The sequence below is a fragment of the Vibrio crassostreae genome, from assembly GCF_024347415.1.
Lineage (GTDB): Bacteria > Pseudomonadota > Gammaproteobacteria > Enterobacterales > Vibrionaceae > Vibrio > Vibrio crassostreae.
The window spans coordinates 1145675-1167826 of the sequence record NZ_AP025477.1 but is presented as its reverse complement, the minus strand read 5'-3'; the positions used below and the strand labels follow the sequence as shown (position 1 = coordinate 1167826).

The following is a 22152-nucleotide window of genomic DNA, read 5'->3' as shown; positions in this document are numbered from 1 at the left end:
CATTCTACCATGTTGCTTGTGTACTGCTAGTAACATAGACACTTTAGTTGGATAATACTGGCTCAATAATACTGGCTCAATAAGACGACGATAAGACAGGGATGTATGGAAATTACGCCGAATGAACGCGATGCAGTATATAAAACGATTTTTTCTCGCCGAGATGTTCGTGGTCAGTTTCTTCCTGATGAGATCCCAGAAGACGTTTTGATGCGTGTGCTAACCGCAGCGCACCATGCTCCCAGTGTTGGCTTTATGCAGCCTTGGGATTTTGTCGTTGTCCGTGATATCGAAACCAAGCAACAAATCAAAGCGGGTTTTAATCAAGCTCATGCCGAATCAGCGGAAATGTTCACTGATGAAAAGCAGGCGATGTATAAGCGTCTAAAGCTTGAAGGTATTGTTGAGTCGCCTATCGGTATCTGCGTGACTTGCGACCGTAATCGAACCGGAAAGGCCGTGCTCGGCAGAACTATTAAACAAGAAATGGATCTGTACAGTACCGTGTGTGCCGTTCAAAATCTGTGGCTCGCGGCAAGAGCTGAAAACCTAGGACTAGGTTGGGTGAGTATCCTGCACGACTCAACACTGAGAGATGCATTAGATATCCCAGAAAACATCGATATCGTGGCGTATTTATGTATCGGCTACGTTGATCACTTCAAAGACAAGCCCGAACTAGAAACTATGGGTTGGCTACCAAGAAGAGATGTGAATTCAGCGATTCATGAAGGGAAGTGGAATTCAGAGCAAATCAAGTCAAACGAAGAGTAATTGCATCTACCGGCATTAATCTCGATGGCTAGTATCAAGATCTAAAAAAGGGCTCATTGAGCCCTTTTTGATATTTGCTAGCTGTTATCTGATTTAGATATACAAACCAATTTAGATAAATAAACCAAGAGCCTATGCGATCTCAATCTTCTCAGCTTGGTTCTGCTCTACCATTGATAGTGCTAGCGCTTCTGCAGCCTTAATCCCATCAATACCAGCAGAAAGGATACCGCCTGCGTAGCCCGCACCTTCACCTGCAGGGAAGAAGCCCTTTAAGTTGATGCTTTGGAAGTCTTTGCCACGTTTGATGCATACAGGAGAAGAGGTACGAGTCTCAACACCGGTTAGTAGGCCGTCTGGCGTAGAGAAACCTTTGATCTTCTTCTCGAACGCTGGGATTGCTTCACGAATCGCTTCGATAGCAAAATCAGGCAGCGCTTTTGAAATGTCTGTTAGGTGGATACCCGGCGTGAAAGACGGTTGTACTTCACCGATTGCACTTGGATCGCGACCTTTCAGGAAGTCACCGATTTTCTGTGCTGGTGCATCGTAGTTTTCGCCACCAAGAACATAAGCACCGCTTTCTAGTTCTCGCTGTAAACGGATACCAGCCAGTGCATCACCTGGGTAATCACGTTCTGGGTCGATACCTACAACGATTGCGCTGTTTGCGTTACGTTCTGCACGAGAGTATTGGCTCATGCCGTTAGTTACTACGCGACCTTCTTCAGATGTTGCAGCTACTACAGTACCGCCTGGGCACATACAGAAGCTGTATACAGTACGGCCATTCTTACAGTGGTGAACGAGTTTGTAGTCCGCAGCACCTAGGATTGGGTTGCCTGCGTTCTTACCGAAACGAGCTTCATCGATCATCGATTGCTTGTGTTCGATACGGAAACCAACAGAGAAAGGCTTCGCTTCCATGTAAACGCCACGATCGTACAGCATTTCAAACGTGTCACGAGCACTGTGGCCAACAGCCAGTACCACGTGACGAGATTTGATCTCTTCACCGTTAGAAAGCGTTAGGCCAGTGATTTGACCATCTTCCATGTGAACGTCGTCAACACGAGTGCTGAAACGGATTTCGCCACCTAGTTCGATGATAGAAGCACGCATTTTTTCGATCATGGTAACCAGTTTAAAAGTACCGATGTGCGGCTTACTTACGTATAGGATCTCTTCTGGTGCACCCGCAGCAACGAACTCTTCGATTACTTTACGGCCGTAGTGTTTTGGATCTTTCACTTGGCTGTATAGCTTACCGTCAGAGAAGGTACCTGCGCCGCCTTCACCAAACTGCACGTTTGATTCAGTGTTTAGAGTGCGCTTACGCCAGAAACCAAAGGTATCTTTCGTACGTTCGCGAACTTCTTTACCACGCTCAACAATGATTGGGTTGAAGCCCATTTGAGCAAGTACTAGGCCAGCGAACAGACCACAAGGGCCAAAACCGATAACCACAGGGCGCTCAGTTTGGTTCTCAACCGCTTTAGCAACAAACTTGTACTCCATATCAGGAGTCACTTTGACGTGCGGGTCGCTGATGAATTGTTCTAACAACTCAGCTTCGTTTTCAACGAGAACATCAAGCGTGTAGATAAGTAAGATCTTTGATTTCTTACGAGCATCGTAGCCACGTTTAAAGATATTAAAAGAGAGTACCTGATCAGAGTTAATACCAAGTTTCGCTTCAATAGCGTCTTGAATAGCAGACTCTTCATGGTCTAGTGGGAGTTTAATTTCGGTTAAACGTATCATTTCGATGTCTCGTTTTTTATAGGTGTCTTAGCTAGATCGTTTATTAGTACAGAGTTTGATGAAAACGCTGATGCTCCAAGAAACGATAAGCTCACAATGGCGCGCATTTTACGAGAAATTGATTTATCTGTCATACTAATTTGGAAACATGGAGCAAATAGACACGATATTAGAGCCGTATGATGTTGAATTTTGCCTTGGGATGAGTATTATCCTCCATTCTTCAATTTTGACTAACTTATAGAGCAGAGCATCATGGCATTTGTCGTAGGCGATAATTGTATTCAATGTAAATACACAGACTGTGTGGCGGTATGCCCCGCAGATGCGTTCCATGAAGGCCCGAATTTCATGGTAATCAACCCAATCGAATGTATTGATTGTGGTTTGTGTGTACCTGAATGCGACGCTCAAGCGATCTTCCAAGAAGATGAACTGCCAGAAGATCAAAAGATCTTTATTGAAGTGAATGCCGAGCTCGCTGAGATTTGGCCTGTGCAAACGGAAGTAAAAGCACCAATGGATGACGCTGAAAAGTGGAATGGTGTGTCGGACAAGTTGGCAATGCTAGAAAAGTAATTCTGTTACTTGAACTAAACCTTCCCCAAAAAAGATCCCCAACTCAGTCGTCCCTCCTTCTTGAGGATGACGGCTGTATTAAACTTTGCCTCGGGTCTCTTTTTACGTCATTCCCTACTGCGAGGGACGAGCAAGATAGGGAATCTTGCTCTTTGTATCCGCTAATTCTAACTAGCTGTTTAATCTTGAATTGATTAGCTATGCTGACGACGCATGTTGTCGAGAATGATGCCAGTCGCCATTGCAACGTTCAAAGACTCTGCGCCACCGAATGCTGGAATCGTAATCTTATCTGTCACGTATTTAGCCGCATGTTCACGAATACCGTGAGACTCGCTACCCATCAGCAAAATGCCGTTGGCAGTGAAATCAGTCTTATGAACACTTTCACCTTCTAAAAACGCGCCGTAAACCGGCAGGTTCGCTTGTTCTAAGTAAGCAGGTAAGTCCGTTTGGCTTACGTGTACTCGGCCAAAGCTACCCATAGTCGCGCTGATCGTTTTAGGGTTGTATGGGTCTGCGCAATCACTGCTCGCGACAATATGCTTGATACCATACCAGTCTGCTACGCGAATAATCGTACCTAGGTTGCCAGGGTCTGAAACGCCATCAAGCGCAATCATCAGTCCTGTTGCTTCTGGTAGTTCAAACGTTGGGATCTCAACAACCGCAATCGCTGCGTTGTTACTCACCAAAGTGCTCGCTTTGGTTAGATCATCCTGCGAGGCTTCAACACAATCAAACTCAATCAGTGAAGCGTGATTTTCAGATAAGAAATCAGCGGTAGCAAAGACGTTCTTCACGACTAAGTCACTATTGAACAGCTCAAGAACGTTCTTTTCACCTTGAACTAGAAACAGGCCGTGGGCTTTACGTTGTTTCTTTTGGCCCAAAGCACGAAGGAGTTTTAATTGGTTTTTTGAAATCATGTTTTTATCCTAGATATAAGCCCGCGCATTATAGAGCAAAGGTTAGATAACCAAAAGCGTGATGACTCAATGCGATCCATATAAAAAGCAAAAGCGACCCACATAAAAAAGAAAAGCGCACTAAATAGCGCGCTCTTATAGGATTTACTCAAGCTGAACAGAGCTGGTAAAGCTCAACCAAAGATCAATACGGCACAGGATAGCGCTTAAAGACGGTATTGATATCAGTCAGGATCTCTTCTGACAGCGGTTTGCTGAATGCGGCTACGTTCTCTTTTAGCTGCTCCATAGTAGTTGCACCAATGATGGTTGAGGTAACGCCATCCACTTGGTTACACCATGCTAAGGCGAGCTGACTCGGCGTGAATCCATGAGCGTTTGCCACTTCTACGTAGCCTTTAACTGCTTCATTAGCCAATTCAGTATCACGGAAAATGCCTTTGCGCTGCATGTAAGTCCAACGGCTGCCTTCCGGCCTTGCGCCATCAATGTATTTGCCACTAAGCATACCGGCCGCCAAAGGTGACCACGGTAAGTAAGCGACGTCTTCATGCACGCAGTTTTCAATCAGATATGGCCAGTCTTTTGCGTGCAGTAGGCTAAATTCATTTTGAATCGAAACCATTCGTGGTAAGTCATGCTTCTCGGCTAACTTGAGGTAAGTGTTAATGCCCCAAGTGCTGTCATCGGATAGACCAACGTGGCGGATTTTGCCGGCTTTAATACAGCTTGCCAGTGCTTGGAGGATTTCTAACATCTCAGCTTCATGCTGCTTTCGGTCGATATCGCTGAATCGAATGTGATTAGGGAAATGCTTGCCAAAGTGGGGTGTGGTGCGATTTGGCCAGTGAAGTTGGTAAAGGTCGATATAGTCTGTTTGTAGGCGTTGTAATGACGCATCAACTGCGGCGATCACGGCTTCACCCGTTATCGGGCCACCATCTCGAACCCAAGGTAGCCCTGGCCCTGCTATTTTACTCGCAATGATTAACTCTTGGCGGCGTTGCGGATTACGAGACAACCAGTTGCCGATAATTGCTTCTGTTTTGCCGTAGGTATCTGGAGAAGGCGGAACCGCGTACATTTCTGCCGTATCAATAAAGTTAATACCTTGGCTTAGTGCGTATTCGATCTGTTGGTCGGCTTGCTGTTGCGTATTTTGCAGCCCCCAAGTCATGCTACCAAGACAGATTCGGGAAACGGGAATTTGACTACTTCCTAGTTTTGAATATTCCATTGAATTCGGGATTCCTGTGGTTAAGTTCTCTGGTACTCGCATAAAAGTATTTGAAAAAAGGGCGAGTGATGAATGAAAACGAATATGAATTATTAGCACAAAATGGCACGACAAGGTATGGCTTGGGGAACTTTAATGAGTCATTTCTAAGCGCTGTGGACAGCAAGCGTTAGTTGTGAAAATGATATGCAAGAAAGGATGAATGGAAAAGGTAATGTAACGACAGTTTTAGCGCATTTGAATGCCGAGTAACGAATACTGCCTTAGAAATAAAAAAGCTCTACCGGATAGTGAGTAGAGCTTTTTTATAGGGGTCTTAATGGCACTAGAGAACCATTCAGTTACTAGGCTGCGTTTGTATCAAACCCACCCTGGGTCTGCGCCTGTTTTAGAGCTTCCTGCCTTTGAACTTCTTTCTCAGTTAATACTGGTTGAAGTGTTTCCTCAGAGGCTTGAGGAGAGAAAATGAAATATTTATTAATCGTCATAACTGTATCTCCGTGTAACGTATGACAGATTCTGCATCTGAGATAAATTGTGATCATCATCCACTTTGTACTTTTTTTAGGCTGAGAGTGGAGGGCGTAGAATGCGTACAAAGCGATCGCTTATCATCCGTATGCAATATTGGAACTGACGAAACCCTCTGTTTATAAGTATAGGAAGCTCATCTAATTTCGCACAATAATGATTTAGAGCAATTACATAGATGGTCAGGGGCGTAAGATGAAAAACCTCGCTACTGACTTAGCATAGGTAATTCTCTAACAATAAATTACTTATCTATATTACATATTAAGTCAGTAAATTAATTACTTAATCCATGGTGAGATGAATTATGGAAAAGCTAGTAGAACGTTTTCTGAATTACGTTACTTTTGATACCAAATCCGATCCTTCTAACCAGCAATGCCCAAGTTCACCGGGTCAAATCACCTTTGCTGAAGCCTTAAAGTCAGAATTGATCGCATTAGAGTTAGTTGATGTCTCTTTAGATGAAAATGGATATTTGATGGCGAAACTGCCGTCGAACGTCGACTACCCAGTACCTGCGATTGGCTTTGTCGCACACATGGATACCGCTCCTGACGCATCAGGTACCAACGTGAAACCACAAGTGATTAAAGATTACCGAGGTGGAACGATTGAATTAGGTGAAAGTGGCGAGAGTTTGAGCCCAAGCCAATACCCAGACCTTGATTCTTTACATGGTCACGACCTTATTACGACTGACGGCACGACTTTGCTTGGTGCCGACAACAAAGCGGGCATCGCTGAAATCATCAGCGCGATTGCTTACCTGAGAGCGAATCCATACATCAAACACGGCGACATCTGCATTGGTTTCACTCCGGATGAAGAGATTGGCCGCGGTGCGAACCTGTTTGACGTTGAAAAGTTTGGTGCCGAGTGGGCGTACACCATCGATGGTGGTCCAGTAGGGGAGTTGGAATTTGAGAACTTCAATGCCACAAGTGCTGACGTTATTTGCCATGGCGTCAACGTTCACCCGGGCACTGCAAAAGGTAAAATGGTGAACTCGATGAACATTGCGGCGCAATTCCAATTGATGATGCCTGCGCAAGAAACACCAGAGTGCACAGAAGGTTATGAAGGCTTTTACCACCTGAAGTCGGCTGAAATGGGTGTAGCTCGCTCTGAATTGGGTTACATCATCCGTGATTTTGAACGTGAAGGTGTAGAAGCGCGTAAGGCATTCATGCAACAGAAAGTAGATGAGTTGAATGAGCGTCTTGAGAAAGGCCGTGTTGAGTTGGTGTTAACTGATAGCTACTTCAACATGAAGGAGATGGTTGAACCGCATCAACATATTATTGAATTAGCAAAGCAAGCGATGATTGAGTGCGATGTTGAGCCAATGATCAAGCCTATCCGAGGTGGTACAGATGGTGCTCGCTTATCTTTCATGGGGCTACCATGTCCGAATATCTTTACTGGTGGCTACAACTTCCACGGTATTCATGAGTTCATTACCATTCAAGGCATGGAGCAAGCGGTAAAAGTGATTGTCGAATTGTCTCAACGTACAGCGACGCATTACCAAAAATAGAACATCAGAGCGTTATATCTCTTTGTATTTTTGAGAGTATTCAATAATACTCTCTTTAAGCATAGGGGAGTACGCGATGAAAAAGTTAGTTTTACTTTGCACCCACATAGCCGTGGGTGCTTTTGGTTTTGGGCTTGGTGTCTATTCATTACCTATCTTGATTGAACCTGATTCCCCATCTTCGAGTTCAGTTGAAGCGGTCTCACAACAGGCTATTTATACCGGCAAGTTCAGCAAAGATCGCCAAGACAGTGATTTCTTACATTGGGGCGAGGGCATCGTTTCTGTGTCTGAAAGTGCGATAGCTTTTGAAGGTGAGTTGGCGCCGGGACCTGATTACAAGGTTTACCTCTCGCCTAAGTTTATTGAAACCGAGCAAGCTTTCAATGACAGCAAGAACGAGTTACTGAGAGTCGGAGATGTCAAAACATTCGACCGTTTTATGGTTGCTCTTCCCGAAGGCACTGATCTTAATCGATTTAATACCGTTGTGATTTGGTGTGAAACTTTTGGTCAATTTATTACTTCAGCCAAGATAAAATGATAGCCTTAGCTAGGTTAATATCAGAATGAACACGAGCGCTCAGGAGTTGAGCGCTTTTTCATAGCACTGATATTAGCGGCTTTCTTGTAAAGCTAACCGTTGTAAAGCTAACTGTTGTAATGCTAAGGAATAAGTAATGGAAAAGTTGTGGCAAGTAATTGATTTTCTACTCGCTCATAAGTTTATTTTTAGTGCGTTGATTATCACTATTATCTTAATCATTCGCCGAATCACCTTGTCTCAAATAAGAGGTGATGTTGCTTTCCTTAGCGAAGACCAACGTAACTGGATGTCACGAACCAAAAACGGCACGTTTGCGATTATTGTTGTGACGTTATTTGTGTTGTGGAAATCCGAAATCAGCGAATTTGCACTGTCAGTTACGGCTATTGCTGTTGCTATCGTCGTTGCGTCTAAAGAGATCATTTTGTGTTTCACTGGTTCTATTCAACGTGCGAGTTCTCGCTCATTTAGAATTGGTGACTGGATTGAGGTGGGTAAAATCAGCGGTGAGGTGATTGAGCACAATTTGATGGCGACTGTGATACAAGAAATCGATTTGTATCATGGGCAGTATCACTTCACTGGCAAGACTGCCACGCTGCCCAACAGCATGTTCTTCACTTATCCGGTAAAGAACCTAAACTTCATGAAGCGCTATGTTTATCATAACTTTTTTGTGACGGTGAAAGACTTTGTAAACCTATACCCTATGGTTCCGAGTCTTATTGTAAAAATTGAAGAGCATTGCGAAGAGTTTATCGATGTTGCCCGCCGTTACAACGGCGTGATCGAAAAGCACGCTGGCGTTGACTTACCGGGTTCTGAGCCTCACATCCATATCACGAGCAGTTCGACGGGTGAGCAAGAAGTACATTTTATGATTTTCTGCCCGACCGAAAAAGCGATTCATTTAGAGCAAGACATTCGCAAAGACTTTATGGAAGCATACGCTGAAGCGTTTCCTGCCAGCACTTAATTCTGCAGTCCGCTGAGTCCTAAACAAAAGAAAGCCGAGAGCGATAATATCGACTCTCGGCTTTTTTGTTCTTGTTATCTATTTCTGAGATTAGTCTAGATCAGCGAGTGGTAACCAATCCACTTGTACACCCGCTTGCTCAAACATATCTTGGCTAACTTTAATCTTGTCGCCCCAGCGAGAAAGGAAGTCTTCACTTTGCTCTGGGCAGTGAACCGCAGAAATACCGGTTTGGATGATTTTCGCTGCGCAGTTTGGACAAGGGAAGTGAGTTACCCAGATTTCACAACTGTCCAAATCACGCTTGGCGAATAAAATTGCATTTTCTTCAGCGTGAAGCGTCTTGAGGTACTTCATTTCTCTGTCATCAGTATCCGCACTATCAGACACGCCATGTGGGTAGCCATTAAAACCAACGGAAACAATACGGTTGTGCTTAGTGATTACGGCGCCGACTTGAGTTGAAGGATCTTTACTCCAAGAACCGACCAATTCCGCCATTTGATAGAAACGTTTAGCCCATTTTGAAATCATGAGAATTCCTTAACAATTAAATGTGAATGCTTATCTGTCTGACAATACATTATGTTAGACAATATCCATAGAGAACAAAAGCTGAGAGATTGATTTACTTAGGAATTGTAGCGTGTTTGTAATGACTTTATAAGCACTTGGTTTCAATTAACATATTGATACACTTTTGCGAGTTATAATTGATATTCCTCGGACATTTGAAGCAATTGTGTTACGTAACTTTTATGCTGTTCAATTTCTCATAAGTGACGGTATAACCATGCGTAAAAAGTTAATCCTTACGGCTCTTGCAAGCTCTCTTATTCTTGCTGGATGTGGGCAAGATGCTCAAAATACTAAGCAAGCGCCTTTACCTCTCGTAGCTGTACAGGATGTTAGCGTTGTTTCTCACCAACAAAGTAAGTCGTACATCGGTCGTATTGAAGCCGTTGAAGACACGGCTATCACAGCGCAAGTTTCAGGCTATTTACAAAGCCGTCATTTCAATGAAGGTCAAATGGTCGAAAAGGGCCAGTTACTTTACTCCATTGAACCATCTTCATTTGAAGCAGAAGTAGCAAGCGCGAAAGCGGCTGTTGCTCAAGCGAATGCCAACCTTAAAAAAGCCGAACTTGATTTTAACCGCGGTAAGAACCTGCTTCCAAAGGGCAGTATTTCGCAGTCGGAGTTTGATGCATTGACGGCAAACTTATTAGGTTCGCAAGCACAGCTTGAAGCAAGCCAAGCACAGCTAAATGCCGCCAATGTTCAGCTTTCTCATACCAAAATCATCGCGCCTTTCTCTGGAAGAATCAGTGACACGAAAGTAAGTAAAGGTGACCTAGTTTCACCGTCTTCAGGTGTGTTGACAACTTTGGTTAGCCTAGACCCAATCCATGCGTCGTTTAGTATCAGTGAGCGTGAGCGTATTGAGTTAGGTATGGACCGCATTGAAGGTGACGGCAGCAGTGATTCTGATCGTGTTGAAGTTCAGATCATGCTTGAGAATGGTGAAGTATTCGAACACCTAGGCCAACTGGATTTCTTAGGTAACCGAATCAATCTTAATACAGGCACAATCGCAATGCGTGCGATTGCCGATAATCCAGATCAGCAACTACTTCCGGGCCAGCACGTTCGTGTGGACCTAAGAGAGAAGCAATCTATTGATGTTGTGACTATCCCGCGCCGCGCGGTTCAAACTGACCTTGAAGGTGACTTTGTGATGGTTTTGGTTGAAGGCGAGAGTGCGCCTGTCGCTGAACGTAGAAACATCGAGATGGGTAGACAAGTTGAAGGTGGTGTGATTGTTCACTCTGGACTAGAGAAGGATGACGCAGTTATCACTCAAGGCTTACAGCGTGTGCGTAATGGTATGTCTGTTCGCATTCAACCTACTGCTGAACAACCTGAGTAAGGGGCTTATTTATGTTGAGTCGTTTCTTTATTCAAAGGCCTAAGTTTGCCCTTGTAATATCCATAATTTTAACGCTGGCGGGGGCTATATCTCTCGCTATCTTGCCAGTGGCGGAATATCCAAAAATTAGTCCGCCTTCTGTTAGTGTTACCGCGTTCTATACTGGTGCAAGTGCTGAAGTAGTAGAGCAGGCGATAGCCGACCCCATAGAAACGTCGGTTAACGGCGTTGAAGATATGATTTACATGTCTTCTAAGAGTGCTAATGATGGTTCCTACAACCTTAATGTGACCTTTGATGTTGGAACTGATCCAGATATGGCTCAGGTCAACGTTCAGAACCGAGTTGCTCAAATCGAATCAAAGCTTCCTCAGGAAGTTAGAATGGTGGGCGTCACCGTTAAAAAGCGTTCACCTGACCTTTTGATGGTATTGAACTTCTACTCGCCAAACGGTGAGTACGACGATCAATTCCTGATCAACTACGTGAACTTAAACATTAAAGACCAATTGGCTCGTGTAAAGGGCATTAGTGAAGTTAACGTGTTGGGTGGTGGTGAATACGCGATGCGTGTTTGGTTAGATCCTGAGAAAATGGCTAACCTGAATATAACTACCTCTGACGTGAATCGCGCGTTGGCGGAGCAGAACGTTCAAGTTGCTGCAGGTCGTATTGGAGCAGCACCTTATAACGACGCACAAGAGGTACAGTTCAACTTGGTAACAAAAGGTCGACTAGAAACGGCTGATGAGTTTGAAAATGTTGTGCTTCGTGCAAATCAAGACGGTTCAACGGTTTACCTAAAAGACATTGCACGTGTTGAGCTTGGTAAAAAGTTCTACGATGGTAATGGCAAATACCGTGGTCAAGACGCTTCAATCGTAACGCTGTCACTTCAGTCAGACGCTAACGCGCTGGAAAGTGGTAAAGCGGTCATGGCGATGCTCGACAACCTAAGCAAGAACTTCCCTGAAGGCGTTGCTTATGAAGCGAGTTATGACACCACACTCTTCGTTGCAGAGTCGATCAAAGGCGTAGTAAAAACGCTAATCGAAGCTATTTTGCTGGTTATTGCAGTTACCTACTTGTTCTTGGGTAGTGCACGTGCAACCTTGATTCCTGTAGTCGCGATTCCAGTATCTTTGATCGGTACGTTTGCCATCATGCAGATGACGGGTTTTACCATCAATACGGTAACCTTGTTCGGTTTGATATTGGCGATTGGTATTGTAGTAGATGATGCGATCTTGGTTATCGAGAACGTTGATACCACGATGGCCAAAGATCCAACGATTTCACCGCGTAAAGCCACGCTTATCGCGATGAAAGAAGTAACCGGTCCGATCGTTACGTCTACCTTGGTTCTACTTGCGGTATTCATCCCAGTAGCGATGCTGCCAGGTATTACCGGCATCATGTATCGTCAGTTCGCCCTGACTATTTGTATCGCCGTTGTTATCTCTTCGATTAACGCACTAACGTTGTCACCAGCATTGTGTTCACTGGTTCTTAAACAGGGCGGTGGTAACACAGCACGTTGGTACCAAGCGTTTAACCGTGGTCTTGAATCAGTAACCAACAAATACGGTCAAATTGCAGGCTTCCTTGTGAAAAAGGGCGTTCTACTATTTACCTTCTTTGTTGTGGCACTAGCAGCGGTAACTTACTTCGCGAAAACCACGTCTACGGCGTTTGTACCTCAAGAAGATAAGGGCATCTTGCTGGTCAATGTGCAGCTTCCTGATGCGGCATCACTGTCTCGTACCGAGGATGTGACTAAGCAATTATTAGAGATGGTTGAGCAAGAGCCGGGTGTTGATGGCGTGACGCTGGTCAACGGCTACGCATTCATGACGGGCGCTTCTGCATCGAATGGTGCGTCGATGTTCATCAAACTCCACGATTGGGATATGCGTAACGCACTGGACGGTCAGCATTCGGCGCAAGCTATTTCTCAGCGTATTAATGGTCGAGCAGCAACAGAACTGCCTCAAGCGATTGTATTTGCAATGGGACCTCCAGCAGTTCCGGGTATGGGTGCAGCGTCTGGTTTTGAGTTTGTTCTTGAAGATACATTAGGCCGTAGCCGTACTGACCTAGCGATGGTTATGAATGACGTGATTGCAGAGGCGACCAAGCAGCCTGAGATTTCACACACATTCAGTACCTTCCGTGCAAATGTGCCGCACTACTATGTCGACATTGATCGTGAGAAAGCGCAACAACTTGGAATTCCGTTGTCGGAAATCTTCCAAACACTACAAGGCAACCTTGGTTCGTTGTACGTGAATGATTTCACCATGTTTGGTAAGAACTTCCGCGTAACCATGCAAGCAGACAGCGAACACCGTAGCAGCATGGATGATCTACAACGATTCCACGTGCGTTCGTCTAATGGTGAGATGATCCCGCTAAGTACATTAGTGACTTACGATCAGATCTTCGAACCAGATGTAGCATGGCGTTACAACATGTACCGCAGTGCAGTGATCCAAGGCCAACCTGCTCCGGGTTACTCAAGTGGTGATGCGATTGCGGCAATGGAACGTGTCGCGGCTGACGTGCTGCCTCAGGGCTACCAGTACGAATGGACAGGCATGGCTTACCAAGAAGTACTCGCAGGTAATCAAGCGATCTTCGCGTTCGCATTGGCACTAATCTTCATCTACTTGTTCATGGTGGCTCAATACGAGAGTTGGACCATACCGATTGCGATTATCTTAGTAGTACCGGTCGCAACCTTAGGTTCCTTCTTGGCGTTGAACCTAACAGGCACACCGCTGAACCTATATGCACAGATTGGTTTAGTTCTCTTGATAGCCTTGGCCGCGAAGAACGCAATCTTGATTGTAGAATTCGCGAAAGTTGAGCGTGAAGAGAAAGACGCACCAATCGAAGATGCGGCAGTGAAGGGCGGTACGCTACGTTTCCGTGCTGTGAACATGACGTCTTGGTCGTTTATCTTGGGTATTTTCCCGCTTATCTTCGCTGCGGGCGCAGGTCATGTGAGTCAAAACTCTCTGGGTATTTCATTGATTGGTGGTCTGCTATGTGTGTTACTGGCGGGTACGTTCCTAATCCCTGGCTTCTATGCATTCGTGCAACGCAAGCGTGAGAAGGCGCACGGTGGTAATACCAAACTGATTCCACTGGATGACGAATAGGATAAGTTAATTTCTGGGGAGGTGGCTTTCTTGTAAAAGTAAGCCCCAAACGAATTCCTTGTGAAAATTAATCCCTTATAAAAACTGAGGCTTAGCATCGCGCTAAGCCTTTTTTTATTCCACTTATGAATAAAAACGCTATTTATATAATCAAATGTTTATTATGTGATAGAGCTAACACTCTAATTTGAGTTTTGTAATAAAATGATGTTTTATTGGTAAGTGTCTGTTTATTATGAAAATAGAAAGGTTCAGCTAACGGGTGTATGCTCGAAAACATTTGCACAATAGTGTGAAGTGTTTCAAAATTACGAAGTTATATTGAAATTTCTTGTGCATTGAGGTTCTTATGAAGGTCATTGATTTATTTAAACACCGAGGCGATAGCGTGTCTTCGCAACACTCAGAGTTTATGCAATGGATGTCTCCAGCTCTTAGAGATTACTGGGGCGACTTTCTTAATCGCACGCAAAATAGTCATTTCTTTGCGTGGGTTCGTGATCACCACAAACCTGCTGTCAATGAAGATGCACCAGAGATGCCGGTGGAGCAACCGATCGTACTTAAGCCAGAAGCACAACTTGTGTTTGATGAGCTTAATCAGCAGATCGGTGAAGTCATTCATACTGGCGACTGGATCAATGTAAGTCAAGACCGTATCAACCAGTTCGGCCTTGTGACTGAAGATATGCAGTGGATCCACACCGAGCCTGAAAAAGCGGAAACAGACTCTCCGTTCAAAACAACCATCGCACATGGTTTTTTGACTTTATCTCTGCTTCCTCGATTGACTGACAGCGTTGATCCTGACAAGTCTCAATTCCCAACAGCGAAGATGGTTGTAAACATTGGTCTTAACCAAGTACGCTTTCCATATCCTGTAAAATCGGGCAGTAACGTTCGTGCTAAAAGTACGCTAACAAAAGTAACGCCAATCAAGAAAGGCCTAGAGATAGAGCGCGAAATCCGCGTAGAAATAGAAGGTATTCGCCGTCCTGGTGCTGTTATCGTTTCGGTGATTCAACTTCACTTCTAAGTGGTTTGTAAAGAAGCGATTTATAAAGATTCAAAAAAAGAGAGAGCATAGTGCTCTCTCTTTTTGTTTACATTAGATAAAACTATCCTACTTATTTAATGCGAGTGTAGCCGTATTCCTCAATAAGGTCTTGGCCTTGTTTGGATTTCACGAACTTGATGAAGTCTTTGCTCTCGTCAGAAACAGAGTCTGTCTTATGCAGTAATAAGAATGGGCGAGCCAGTTCATAGCTGTGGTTGGCAATGTTTTTAGATGTTGGCTCCACGCCTTCAAATGTAATTGCTTTAATCGAACGGTCGATCGAACCAACAGAGATAAAACCAATCGCGTGCGGGTTATGGTTAACTATCGTTTTAACCATACTATTGCTGTTTACAACCAAGTTATTTGGGTTGATGTCAGACACTAGACGGTCATTAATGATTTTCGTTAAACCAAGCAAGCTTTCGAAGCTGTAGCGTGAACCAGAAGACGCTTCGCGAGTCACCACTGCGATAGGCTGGTCTGCACCACCTATTGCTTTCCAGTTTGTGATTTTGCCCTTGTAGATATCAAATAACTGTTCGCGAGTGACGTTACTTACACCGTTCGAACGGTTGGTTACGACGGCTAGGCCATCAAAAGCAATCGGGAACACTTTCAGCTTGTCGTTCTGTTCGCGGTCGGTCAAATAACGTGAGCTCATACCGATATCAGAGACACCTTTATTAACCATGGTAATACCCGCGGTAGAACCAATGCCCTGAACGGCAATGTAGTTATCAGGGTGAGTCTTGTTGTACTCCTCAGCTAATACATCCATCACTCGTGATACTGAAGTGGAGCCCGAAATAGTGGTTTCTTGTGCAAAAGCAGCATGAGAAGACAGGGCTAAGGATAAAAGAGAGGCAAGCGCGACTCGTAACATAAACAACTCCTAGTTAATAACATTTGCCGCATATGATAGGTCGGTTATATGACACTTTTGTGAAATTCTATACGCTTGATTTATAGCTGTTAGCTTGATGAGTGAGAGTTTTCTGGGTTTACGAAAGCAGGATTCGTTTCTGGGAGCAGGGCGGGTATTTTGTTTGCGCTTGTTCGCTAAAATGTTTGTTGAGTCCTAAGCTAAGTAGAGGAATTCACTACTTAGAAGTTTCTATGAAGTTACAAGGGGTGTTATGTCCGTCATTCATATCGAACTGAATCGTCTTTTAATTGGGGCTGAGAGGCTCTGTACATCTCGAAATCGCAGTTTACCTGTCGAGCTAGGCAAATCCCTATATGAAGAGTGTGAGGGTGGTGTGCTGTTTTCTCAGGCGCATTACCTGCTCGACTCATCTCATAGCGATTATACAAACGAGATAGCCTGCGTGACCTTTGATGAATCGTTATCTTGTTGGTTGGTGATGGTGCCACTTGAAGACGATACCGAAACTGACTCCGTCAATTGGGGACCTTATCCCTACCTTCCTAAATCGAAGGATCTTGATGCTATTCTGGCTGAAATAGAAAAAGATCCTAAGTCATATTTTTGGTCATAACCGATCACCTTAACGTCGCCGGTGGCTAGATCATCATAGTTAGATGGCGCAACGCCAAAGCTTTACCACTTGCGCCTTATTAACTTGTTTCCCTACACATTAGACGGGCGGTTTAATGCCTTGTTGTTGCGCTCGTGCGATTAACGAACGGAAGTCTTTTGGCGTTTTTCCGTGATAGGTTTTAAAGGCAGTACTGAAGTGAGCGGCACTTTTAAAGCCAGATTCATAAGCAATTTGAGTGATCGACTTATCTGACGTTCTTAATTGCGTAGCGGCGTGGGCAATTCGCTTGATCTTCAATAGATTCGAAAACGAAAGGTCTTCAGCAGACAAACGACGTTTAAGCGTTGCTGGCGACATTCCCATGTAACTCGCCAGCGTGTCTAAAGAGATATTGTTTTCTATGTTTTGTTCGATGTAGTGAATGACTTTTTGCGTCACGGTTAATCTCGAAGCTCGAGCAATGATGACCAAAAGAGCAGGATATTGCTCGACCATCAGTGACAGTAAACTTAAGCCTAATTGAGTGAGTGCGTAGTCATTCTGAGAAGAAGAGTTGGCGAGTGACATGATGAGATCTTTCAACTGACAGAGCTCAGTATCCGTTTGATTGAACTTAATGTACTTGTCTGGGATACGAGTGGATTCTAAATCGCTGAACTGATTAATGAACTTCTGAAAGATAGCCAAATCAAAATCTAAGCAGGTTGCGCTGAATTCGCCATTTTCAGTGTTAACCGTGATGTCTTTAATCTGACCAGAATTGTAAAGGGTGAAATCTCCGGCTTGCAACGAGGCTTGAGTACCATTGGGTAACACAAAAGAAATGCTGCCTTTCGATACCATAAAGATACCGTTTTTAGAGGCAGGATAACGTTCTCGTCTCCTGGGAATGAAGTTTCTGAACTGAGTAACTGTGATTGATGACATAGTGAGCTTCTTTGACGTTGTAAATTGATTGCTTATTGATTGTTTTTTTTAAGTATTGTTTAAGCATGAGACATTTACAAAAAAGGCGCTAATAATTAGCGCCTTTAGAAGTGAACCTTTGAAGCTTTTAACCTTGAAAGCTCTAACCTTACAAGCCTAACCTTTAAAGGTTTTAAGCTTCAGTTTCGTTTGTCGTTTCAGGCTCGCTAGGCAAGTCCGCAAATACTTGAGTAGGTTTTGCTACTAAGTTGCGGTTTTCCTGATTAACTTCGGAGAGAACTACTTCTAAAACGTCTCCCAGTTTGTATACCATTTCTTTATCGATAGATACAGTACCCATATCTCCGTTGCACTCTATTCTTTCTTTATTATCAAGAATGAGAGAACCAGGGATAAATGCAGCAGCACCATTTTCAAGTAAACGTACACGCATACCTGCACGGTTAATATCGAAGATCTCTGCTTGGAAGCGAGTTTCTTCCGCTGGAGCATTCGCTAGAGTACGAGCATACAACCAATCGCCAACATTACGCTCAGCCATACCGTGGTGACGGCGGTGTAGGGCAAGTTCATCACCAATGGTTTCATCTGGTGTTTGAATTGGCGCTTTACCTAGGATGTGCGCTTTTAGCATACGGTGGTTAATCATGTCGCCGTATTTACGAATTGGAGAAGTCCAAGTTGCGTAAATATCTAAACCCATCGCGTAGTGTGGTGCTGGCTCATTGCTGATCTCGCTGTACGCTTGGAATTTACGAATACGGTTGTCGTAGTAGCTGTTGTCTAAAGAGCCCAACCAACGACGCAGAGTAGCAAAGCCTTCTAGAGAAACGATTTGCTCTTCAGTGAACGGTGTTTCCGCTTGCGGGTTTACCAGTTCAAGAACGTCAGATACTTTCTCAGCCTTGAAACCAGAGTGGCAGTTAAACACACCTTGGTTGAAGCTTTCTTTGAGTACTCGGCCCGCACAGATGTTCGCGCTGATCATTGATTCTTCAACCAGTTTGTTTGCGCTACGACGCATGTCAGCGTGGATAGCGACAACATCGTTATCTTCGCTAAGTTCAAAGCGGTAGTCAGGGCGATCTGGGAATACAACAGCGTTTGCTGAGCGCCATGCTGAACGTGCTTGAGCGAATTGGTGAAGGTCAGAAACAATCGCAGCAATCTCTTCTGATGGTTGCCATTTCTCTGATGCACCTGTTTCTAGCCAGTCTGATACGTTATCGTAAGCAAGACGAGCATGAGATTTGATGTTCGCAGCGAAGAAGTTAATGTCATCACCGATAACGCCATCTTTAGATACCGTTACTGTGCAGCAAAGTGCAGGACGAACTTCATTCTCGATCAGTGAACACAAGTTGTCTGCAAGGTCGCGAGGCAACATTGGGATGTTACGACCCGGGAGGTAAATCGTGAAACCACGCTCACGAGCCACTTTATCCATCGCATCATCAGGAGAGATGTAAGCCGTAGGGTCGGCAATCGCTATAGTCAGTTCAAAATCACCGTTCTCTTTCTTCTTCGCGTAAAGCGCATCATCCATATCTTTTGTGCTTTCGCCATCGATAGTCACAAAAGGGACGTGCGTCATGTCTACACGTTCAAGATCGGCGTCATCGTTGATTAGCCAGTTGTCGATGCCTTCAGGTTCGCTGTTTGGAAGGTCGTTTTGTGCCAGCGTTACCCACCAAGGTGCAATCTTGTCGTCAGCGTCTGTGATTTTCTCAGAGATCTGAGCCAAGAAGCCATTGTCACCTTTTAATGGGTGTTGAACGATATGAGCAACAACCCAGTCACCTTCTTTAAGCGTTTCAGGGTTCAGGCCCTTCTTTGCTTTCGCTTTAAGTTGCAGTTTTTTCAGTTGCGGGTGATCAGGAACAACGTTCAATCGGCCTTTGAAAAGCTTAACTCGCGCAATAAAGCGAGTAAGACCTTGTTCAACCAATTCCTCAGGCTCTGCTACTTCGCGCTCTTTCTCGGTGCGAATGATGGCAATCACCTTGTCACCGTGAACACATTTTTTCATGTACGGAGGCGGGATAAAGAAGCTTGTTTTGCTATCAACTTCGAGAAAACCAAAACCTTTTTCAGTGGCTTTGATAGTACCTTCCTTTTTAGGGAGGGTTTCTTGGATTTGCTGCTTGAGCTGAGCGAGTAGAGGATTATCTTGAAACATCTTACTTTTATCTAACGAGAACAATTGAGCACACTATAATCATTGCGAGGCCCGATTACTACTTAAAGCCGAAGTGAGCGTAAATTAATTGCCCTCTTATTTAACCCTACCAATTTGGTCGAACTCTATTGCCTTGACGAGATATCCATCAAGTTTTGACGATATGATAGCCAGTATTGATAGAAAACCGAAAAATATGTGATGTATTTCAATTTTTTCTGGCTTTTTTTATGCATTTAGGGAATAATCCGCCTCCCTTAGACGTCCCTAATGGCTTGAAGTGTTTTATTACTGCTTCGTAACTCTGAATGGAATCAGTATCTGATTGGATCAGTATTGGAATTGATAGAGCTCCCGGGACCTTTTGTTTACTTATATATAGTGGGATCCCAATGTCCGAATCTGTAATTCAATTTAATGAATTAGCCCTAAACGATAACATTCTTTCAGCTCTTGATAGCATGGGTTTCGTTTCTCCGACTCCAATCCAAGCAGCAGCTATTCCTCTTCTTCTTGAAGGCCGTGACGCACTAGGTAAAGCACAGACTGGTACTGGTAAAACAGCAGCATTCTCTCTGCCTTTACTTAACAAAATCAACCTAAACCAACACAAACCACAAGCAATCATTATGGCTCCTACTCGTGAGCTAGCGATCCAAGTTGCTGCGGAAATCAAAAACCTTGGCCGTGATATCAAAGGTCTTAAGGTTATTGAAATCTACGGTGGTGCTTCAATTGTTGACCAAATGCGTGCTCTAAGCCGCGGTGCTCACATTGTTGTTGGTACTCCAGGTCGTGTTAAAGACTTACTAACTCGTGACCGTCTACACCTAGATGAAGCACACACATTTGTTCTTGATGAAGCAGATGAAATGCTAAAAATGGGCTTCGTAGATGACGTTACTTGGATCCTAGAGCAAGCTCCAGAATCTGCACAACGTGTACTTTTCTCTGCAACTATGCCTCCAATGGTTAAGACTATTGTTGACCGTTACCTACGTAACCCGGCTAAAGTTGACGTTGCTGGTACTAACCACACAGTTGATAAAGTAGCGCAGAACTTCTGGGTTGTTAAAGGCGTAGAAAAAGACGAAGCAATGTCTCGTCTTCTAGAAACTGAAGAAACTGACGCGTCAATCGTATTCGTACGTACTCGTCAAGATACTGAGCGTCTAGCTGATTGGCTATCTGCACGTGGCTTCAAAGCTGCTGCACTGCACGGTGATATTCCTCAGTCTCTACGTGAGCGCACTGTTGATCACATCAAACAAGGTGTTATCGACATTCTAGTTGCAACTGACGTTGTAGCACGTGGTCTTGATGTTCCACGTATCACTCACGTATTTAACTACGACATCCCATTCGATGTTGAATCTTACATCCACCGTATTGGTCGTACTGGCCGTGCTGGACGTAAAGGTAAAGCGATCCTACTAGTTCGCACTAACCAAATTCGCATGCTTCGTACAATCGAGCGCGTAACTAAGTCATCTATGGAAGAAATTCAACTTCCTCTACGTGACCAAGTTGCTGCTGCACGTGTTGCTAAGCTTGGCGCTGAACTTGAAACAGAGAAAGAAAGCAAAGCTCTAGAAAACTTTGCAGGTCTTATCTCTACACTTCAAGAGTCTCTAGAAGTTGATGCTGCTACTCTAGCTGCAATGCTTCTTAAGCGTCAGCAAGGTAAGAGCCCACTATTCTACGTTGGCGAAGACCCAATGATCGCTGCTATTGAGCGTGACAAAAACCGTCGCAAAGAGCGTCGTGAAGACCGTGAAAATGGTCGTGGCGATCGCAACTTCAATACGCAAGATTGGGATACTTACCAACTACAAGTTGGCCGTGAGCAAGGCGTTCAGGTTAAAGACATCGTTGGCGCACTAGCAAACGAACTTGGCCTAACTAAAGGCTCTATCGGTGCTATCAAGCTAGACCAAGGTTCTACTTACGTTCAACTGCCAAAAGCAATGAACTCTGAAACTGCGGGTAAGCTAAGCAAACTACGTATTCGTCAAAAAGAAGCTGGCGCTGTTGTTGTTGATTTCAACGACTTCCGTGAGCCTCGTCGTGGCGGCGGCGGTCGTGATGGCAACCGTGGCGGCGGTCGTGGCGGTCGTGATGGTGGCGGCTACCGTGGTAACCGTGATGGTAACCGCGAAGGTGGCAACCGTGAAGGCGGTCGTGGTGGATACCGTGGCAACCGTGATGGTGCACGCGATGGTAACCGTGAAGGCGGCCGTGATGGCGAGCGTCGTTTCGACCGTAACCGTGGTGGCGATCACCGTGGTAACTTCCGTGGCGAACGTGGCCATGGTAACGGCAATGGCGGTGGTAACCGTGGTCGTCGTCCAGAGCGCAACGAAGGTTAATCAACCTGTCGCTTAGACTCTTTAGTCTAGACACTGAATTTCAAAGCCGAGCGTAATGCTCGGCTTTTTTGTGCCTGCTATTTGAACTTAAGCCTTTGTTGGCTCGATATACGTAGTCAGCTTACTTCAACTAAGCTTTACGCC

The 22152-nt window shown here is 44.6% G+C and carries 18 protein-coding genes; 10 read left to right on the top strand and 8 right to left on the bottom strand.

The features are described 5' to 3' along the window. Window positions 1–105 precede the first annotated feature (105 nt). Entirely contained in the window at window positions 106–774 is a 669-nt protein-coding gene (bluB, locus tag OC193_RS20995) for a 5,6-dimethylbenzimidazole synthase (RefSeq protein WP_048662344.1), read from the top strand. 132 nt (window positions 775–906) lie between these two features. Here bluB and OC193_RS20990 read toward each other — a convergent pair whose 3' ends face one another. Beyond that, complete coding sequence (locus OC193_RS20990) at window positions 907–2538, bottom strand: NAD(P)/FAD-dependent oxidoreductase (protein WP_048606003.1); 1632 nt, start codon at window positions 2536–2538, stop codon at window positions 907–909. A 255-nt stretch (window positions 2539–2793) separates the two neighbouring features. Here OC193_RS20990 and fdxA point away from each other — a divergent pair, with 255 nt between their 5' ends. Next, window positions 2794–3117, top strand: coding sequence for a ferredoxin FdxA (gene fdxA, locus OC193_RS20985; RefSeq protein ID WP_017631334.1), 324 nt, complete (start codon window positions 2794–2796; stop codon window positions 3115–3117). A 194-nt stretch (window positions 3118–3311) separates the two neighbouring features. Here fdxA and OC193_RS20980 read toward each other — a convergent pair whose 3' ends face one another. From OC193_RS20980 to OC193_RS20970, 3 genes are all read right to left on the bottom strand, one after another. After that, complete coding sequence (locus OC193_RS20980; RefSeq protein ID WP_048662343.1) at window positions 3312–4046, bottom strand: RNA methyltransferase; 735 nt, start codon at window positions 4044–4046, stop codon at window positions 3312–3314. Window positions 4047–4230: 184 nt separating this feature from the next. Continuing rightward, a complete protein-coding gene (locus OC193_RS20975; protein WP_048662342.1) occupies window positions 4231–5283 on the bottom strand; it encodes an aldo/keto reductase in 1053 nt (350 codons plus the stop codon). Window positions 5284–5627: 344 nt separating this feature from the next. Then, complete coding sequence (locus tag OC193_RS20970) at window positions 5628–5771, bottom strand: hypothetical protein (protein ID WP_165887210.1); 144 nt, start codon at window positions 5769–5771, stop codon at window positions 5628–5630. Between the two features lie 350 nt (window positions 5772–6121). Here OC193_RS20970 and pepT point away from each other — a divergent pair, with 350 nt between their 5' ends. The 3 genes from pepT (at window position 6122) to OC193_RS20955 (ending at window position 8877) form a co-directional block, all read left to right on the top strand. Continuing rightward, the gene (pepT, locus tag OC193_RS20965) at window positions 6122–7354 is read left to right on the top strand and encodes a peptidase T (RefSeq protein WP_048662341.1); all 1233 of its coding nucleotides are present in this window, start codon (window positions 6122–6124) and stop codon (window positions 7352–7354) included. Window positions 7355–7430: 76 nt separating this feature from the next. Further along, window positions 7431–7898 (top strand): DM13 domain-containing protein, encoded by a 468-nt coding sequence (locus tag OC193_RS20960; protein WP_048662340.1) that lies wholly within the window; start codon window positions 7431–7433, stop codon window positions 7896–7898. Between the two features lie 136 nt (window positions 7899–8034). Next, the gene (locus tag OC193_RS20955; RefSeq protein WP_048662339.1) at window positions 8035–8877 is read left to right on the top strand and encodes a mechanosensitive ion channel family protein; all 843 of its coding nucleotides are present in this window, start codon (window positions 8035–8037) and stop codon (window positions 8875–8877) included. Between the two features lie 90 nt (window positions 8878–8967). Here the strand turns inward: OC193_RS20955 and OC193_RS20950 are convergent, their stop codons facing one another. After that, window positions 8968–9411, bottom strand: coding sequence for a dCMP deaminase family protein (locus OC193_RS20950; protein ID WP_004737813.1), 444 nt, complete (start codon window positions 9409–9411; stop codon window positions 8968–8970). Between the two features lie 259 nt (window positions 9412–9670). Between OC193_RS20950 and OC193_RS20945 the strand changes: the two genes are divergently transcribed. The 3 genes from OC193_RS20945 to OC193_RS20935 all read left to right on the top strand — a co-directional run bounded on the left by OC193_RS20945 (window position 9671) and on the right by OC193_RS20935 (window position 15007). Beyond that, window positions 9671–10807 (top strand): efflux RND transporter periplasmic adaptor subunit, encoded by a 1137-nt coding sequence (locus tag OC193_RS20945; protein ID WP_048662338.1) that lies wholly within the window; start codon window positions 9671–9673, stop codon window positions 10805–10807. An 11-nt stretch (window positions 10808–10818) separates the two neighbouring features. Next, complete coding sequence (locus tag OC193_RS20940; protein ID WP_048662337.1) at window positions 10819–13971, top strand: efflux RND transporter permease subunit; 3153 nt, start codon at window positions 10819–10821, stop codon at window positions 13969–13971. 349 nt (window positions 13972–14320) lie between these two features. Continuing rightward, window positions 14321–15007: a MaoC family dehydratase gene (locus OC193_RS20935; RefSeq protein ID WP_048661150.1), complete on the top strand. Its 687-nt coding sequence runs from the start codon at window positions 14321–14323 to the stop codon at window positions 15005–15007. Window positions 15008–15098: 91 nt separating this feature from the next. Here OC193_RS20935 and OC193_RS20930 read toward each other — a convergent pair whose 3' ends face one another. Further along, window positions 15099–15914 carry a phosphate ABC transporter substrate-binding protein gene (locus OC193_RS20930; protein ID WP_048661151.1) on the bottom strand — a complete coding sequence of 272 codons (816 nt, stop codon included), beginning with the start codon at window positions 15912–15914 and terminating at the stop codon, window positions 15099–15101. Between the two features lie 253 nt (window positions 15915–16167). On the opposite strand from OC193_RS20930, the gene OC193_RS20925 reads away from it, so the two are divergent. Next, on the top strand, window positions 16168–16530 hold the full coding sequence (locus OC193_RS20925; RefSeq protein ID WP_048661152.1) for a DUF3024 domain-containing protein: 363 nt from the start codon (window positions 16168–16170) through the stop codon (window positions 16528–16530). Between the two features lie 99 nt (window positions 16531–16629). On the opposite strand, the gene OC193_RS20920 is transcribed toward OC193_RS20925, so the two are convergent. Beyond that, on the bottom strand, window positions 16630–17460 hold the full coding sequence (locus OC193_RS20920; RefSeq protein ID WP_048662336.1) for a helix-turn-helix domain-containing protein: 831 nt from the start codon (window positions 17458–17460) through the stop codon (window positions 16630–16632). Window positions 17461–17632: 172 nt separating this feature from the next. Continuing rightward, window positions 17633–19639 (bottom strand): exoribonuclease II, encoded by a 2007-nt coding sequence (rnb, locus tag OC193_RS20915; protein ID WP_048662335.1) that lies wholly within the window; start codon window positions 19637–19639, stop codon window positions 17633–17635. Window positions 19640–19947: 308 nt separating this feature from the next. Here rnb and OC193_RS20910 point away from each other — a divergent pair, with 308 nt between their 5' ends. Then, window positions 19948–22008 (top strand): DEAD/DEAH box helicase, encoded by a 2061-nt coding sequence (locus tag OC193_RS20910; protein ID WP_080967426.1) that lies wholly within the window; start codon window positions 19948–19950, stop codon window positions 22006–22008. The last annotated feature ends 144 nt before the right edge of the window (window positions 22009–22152 follow it).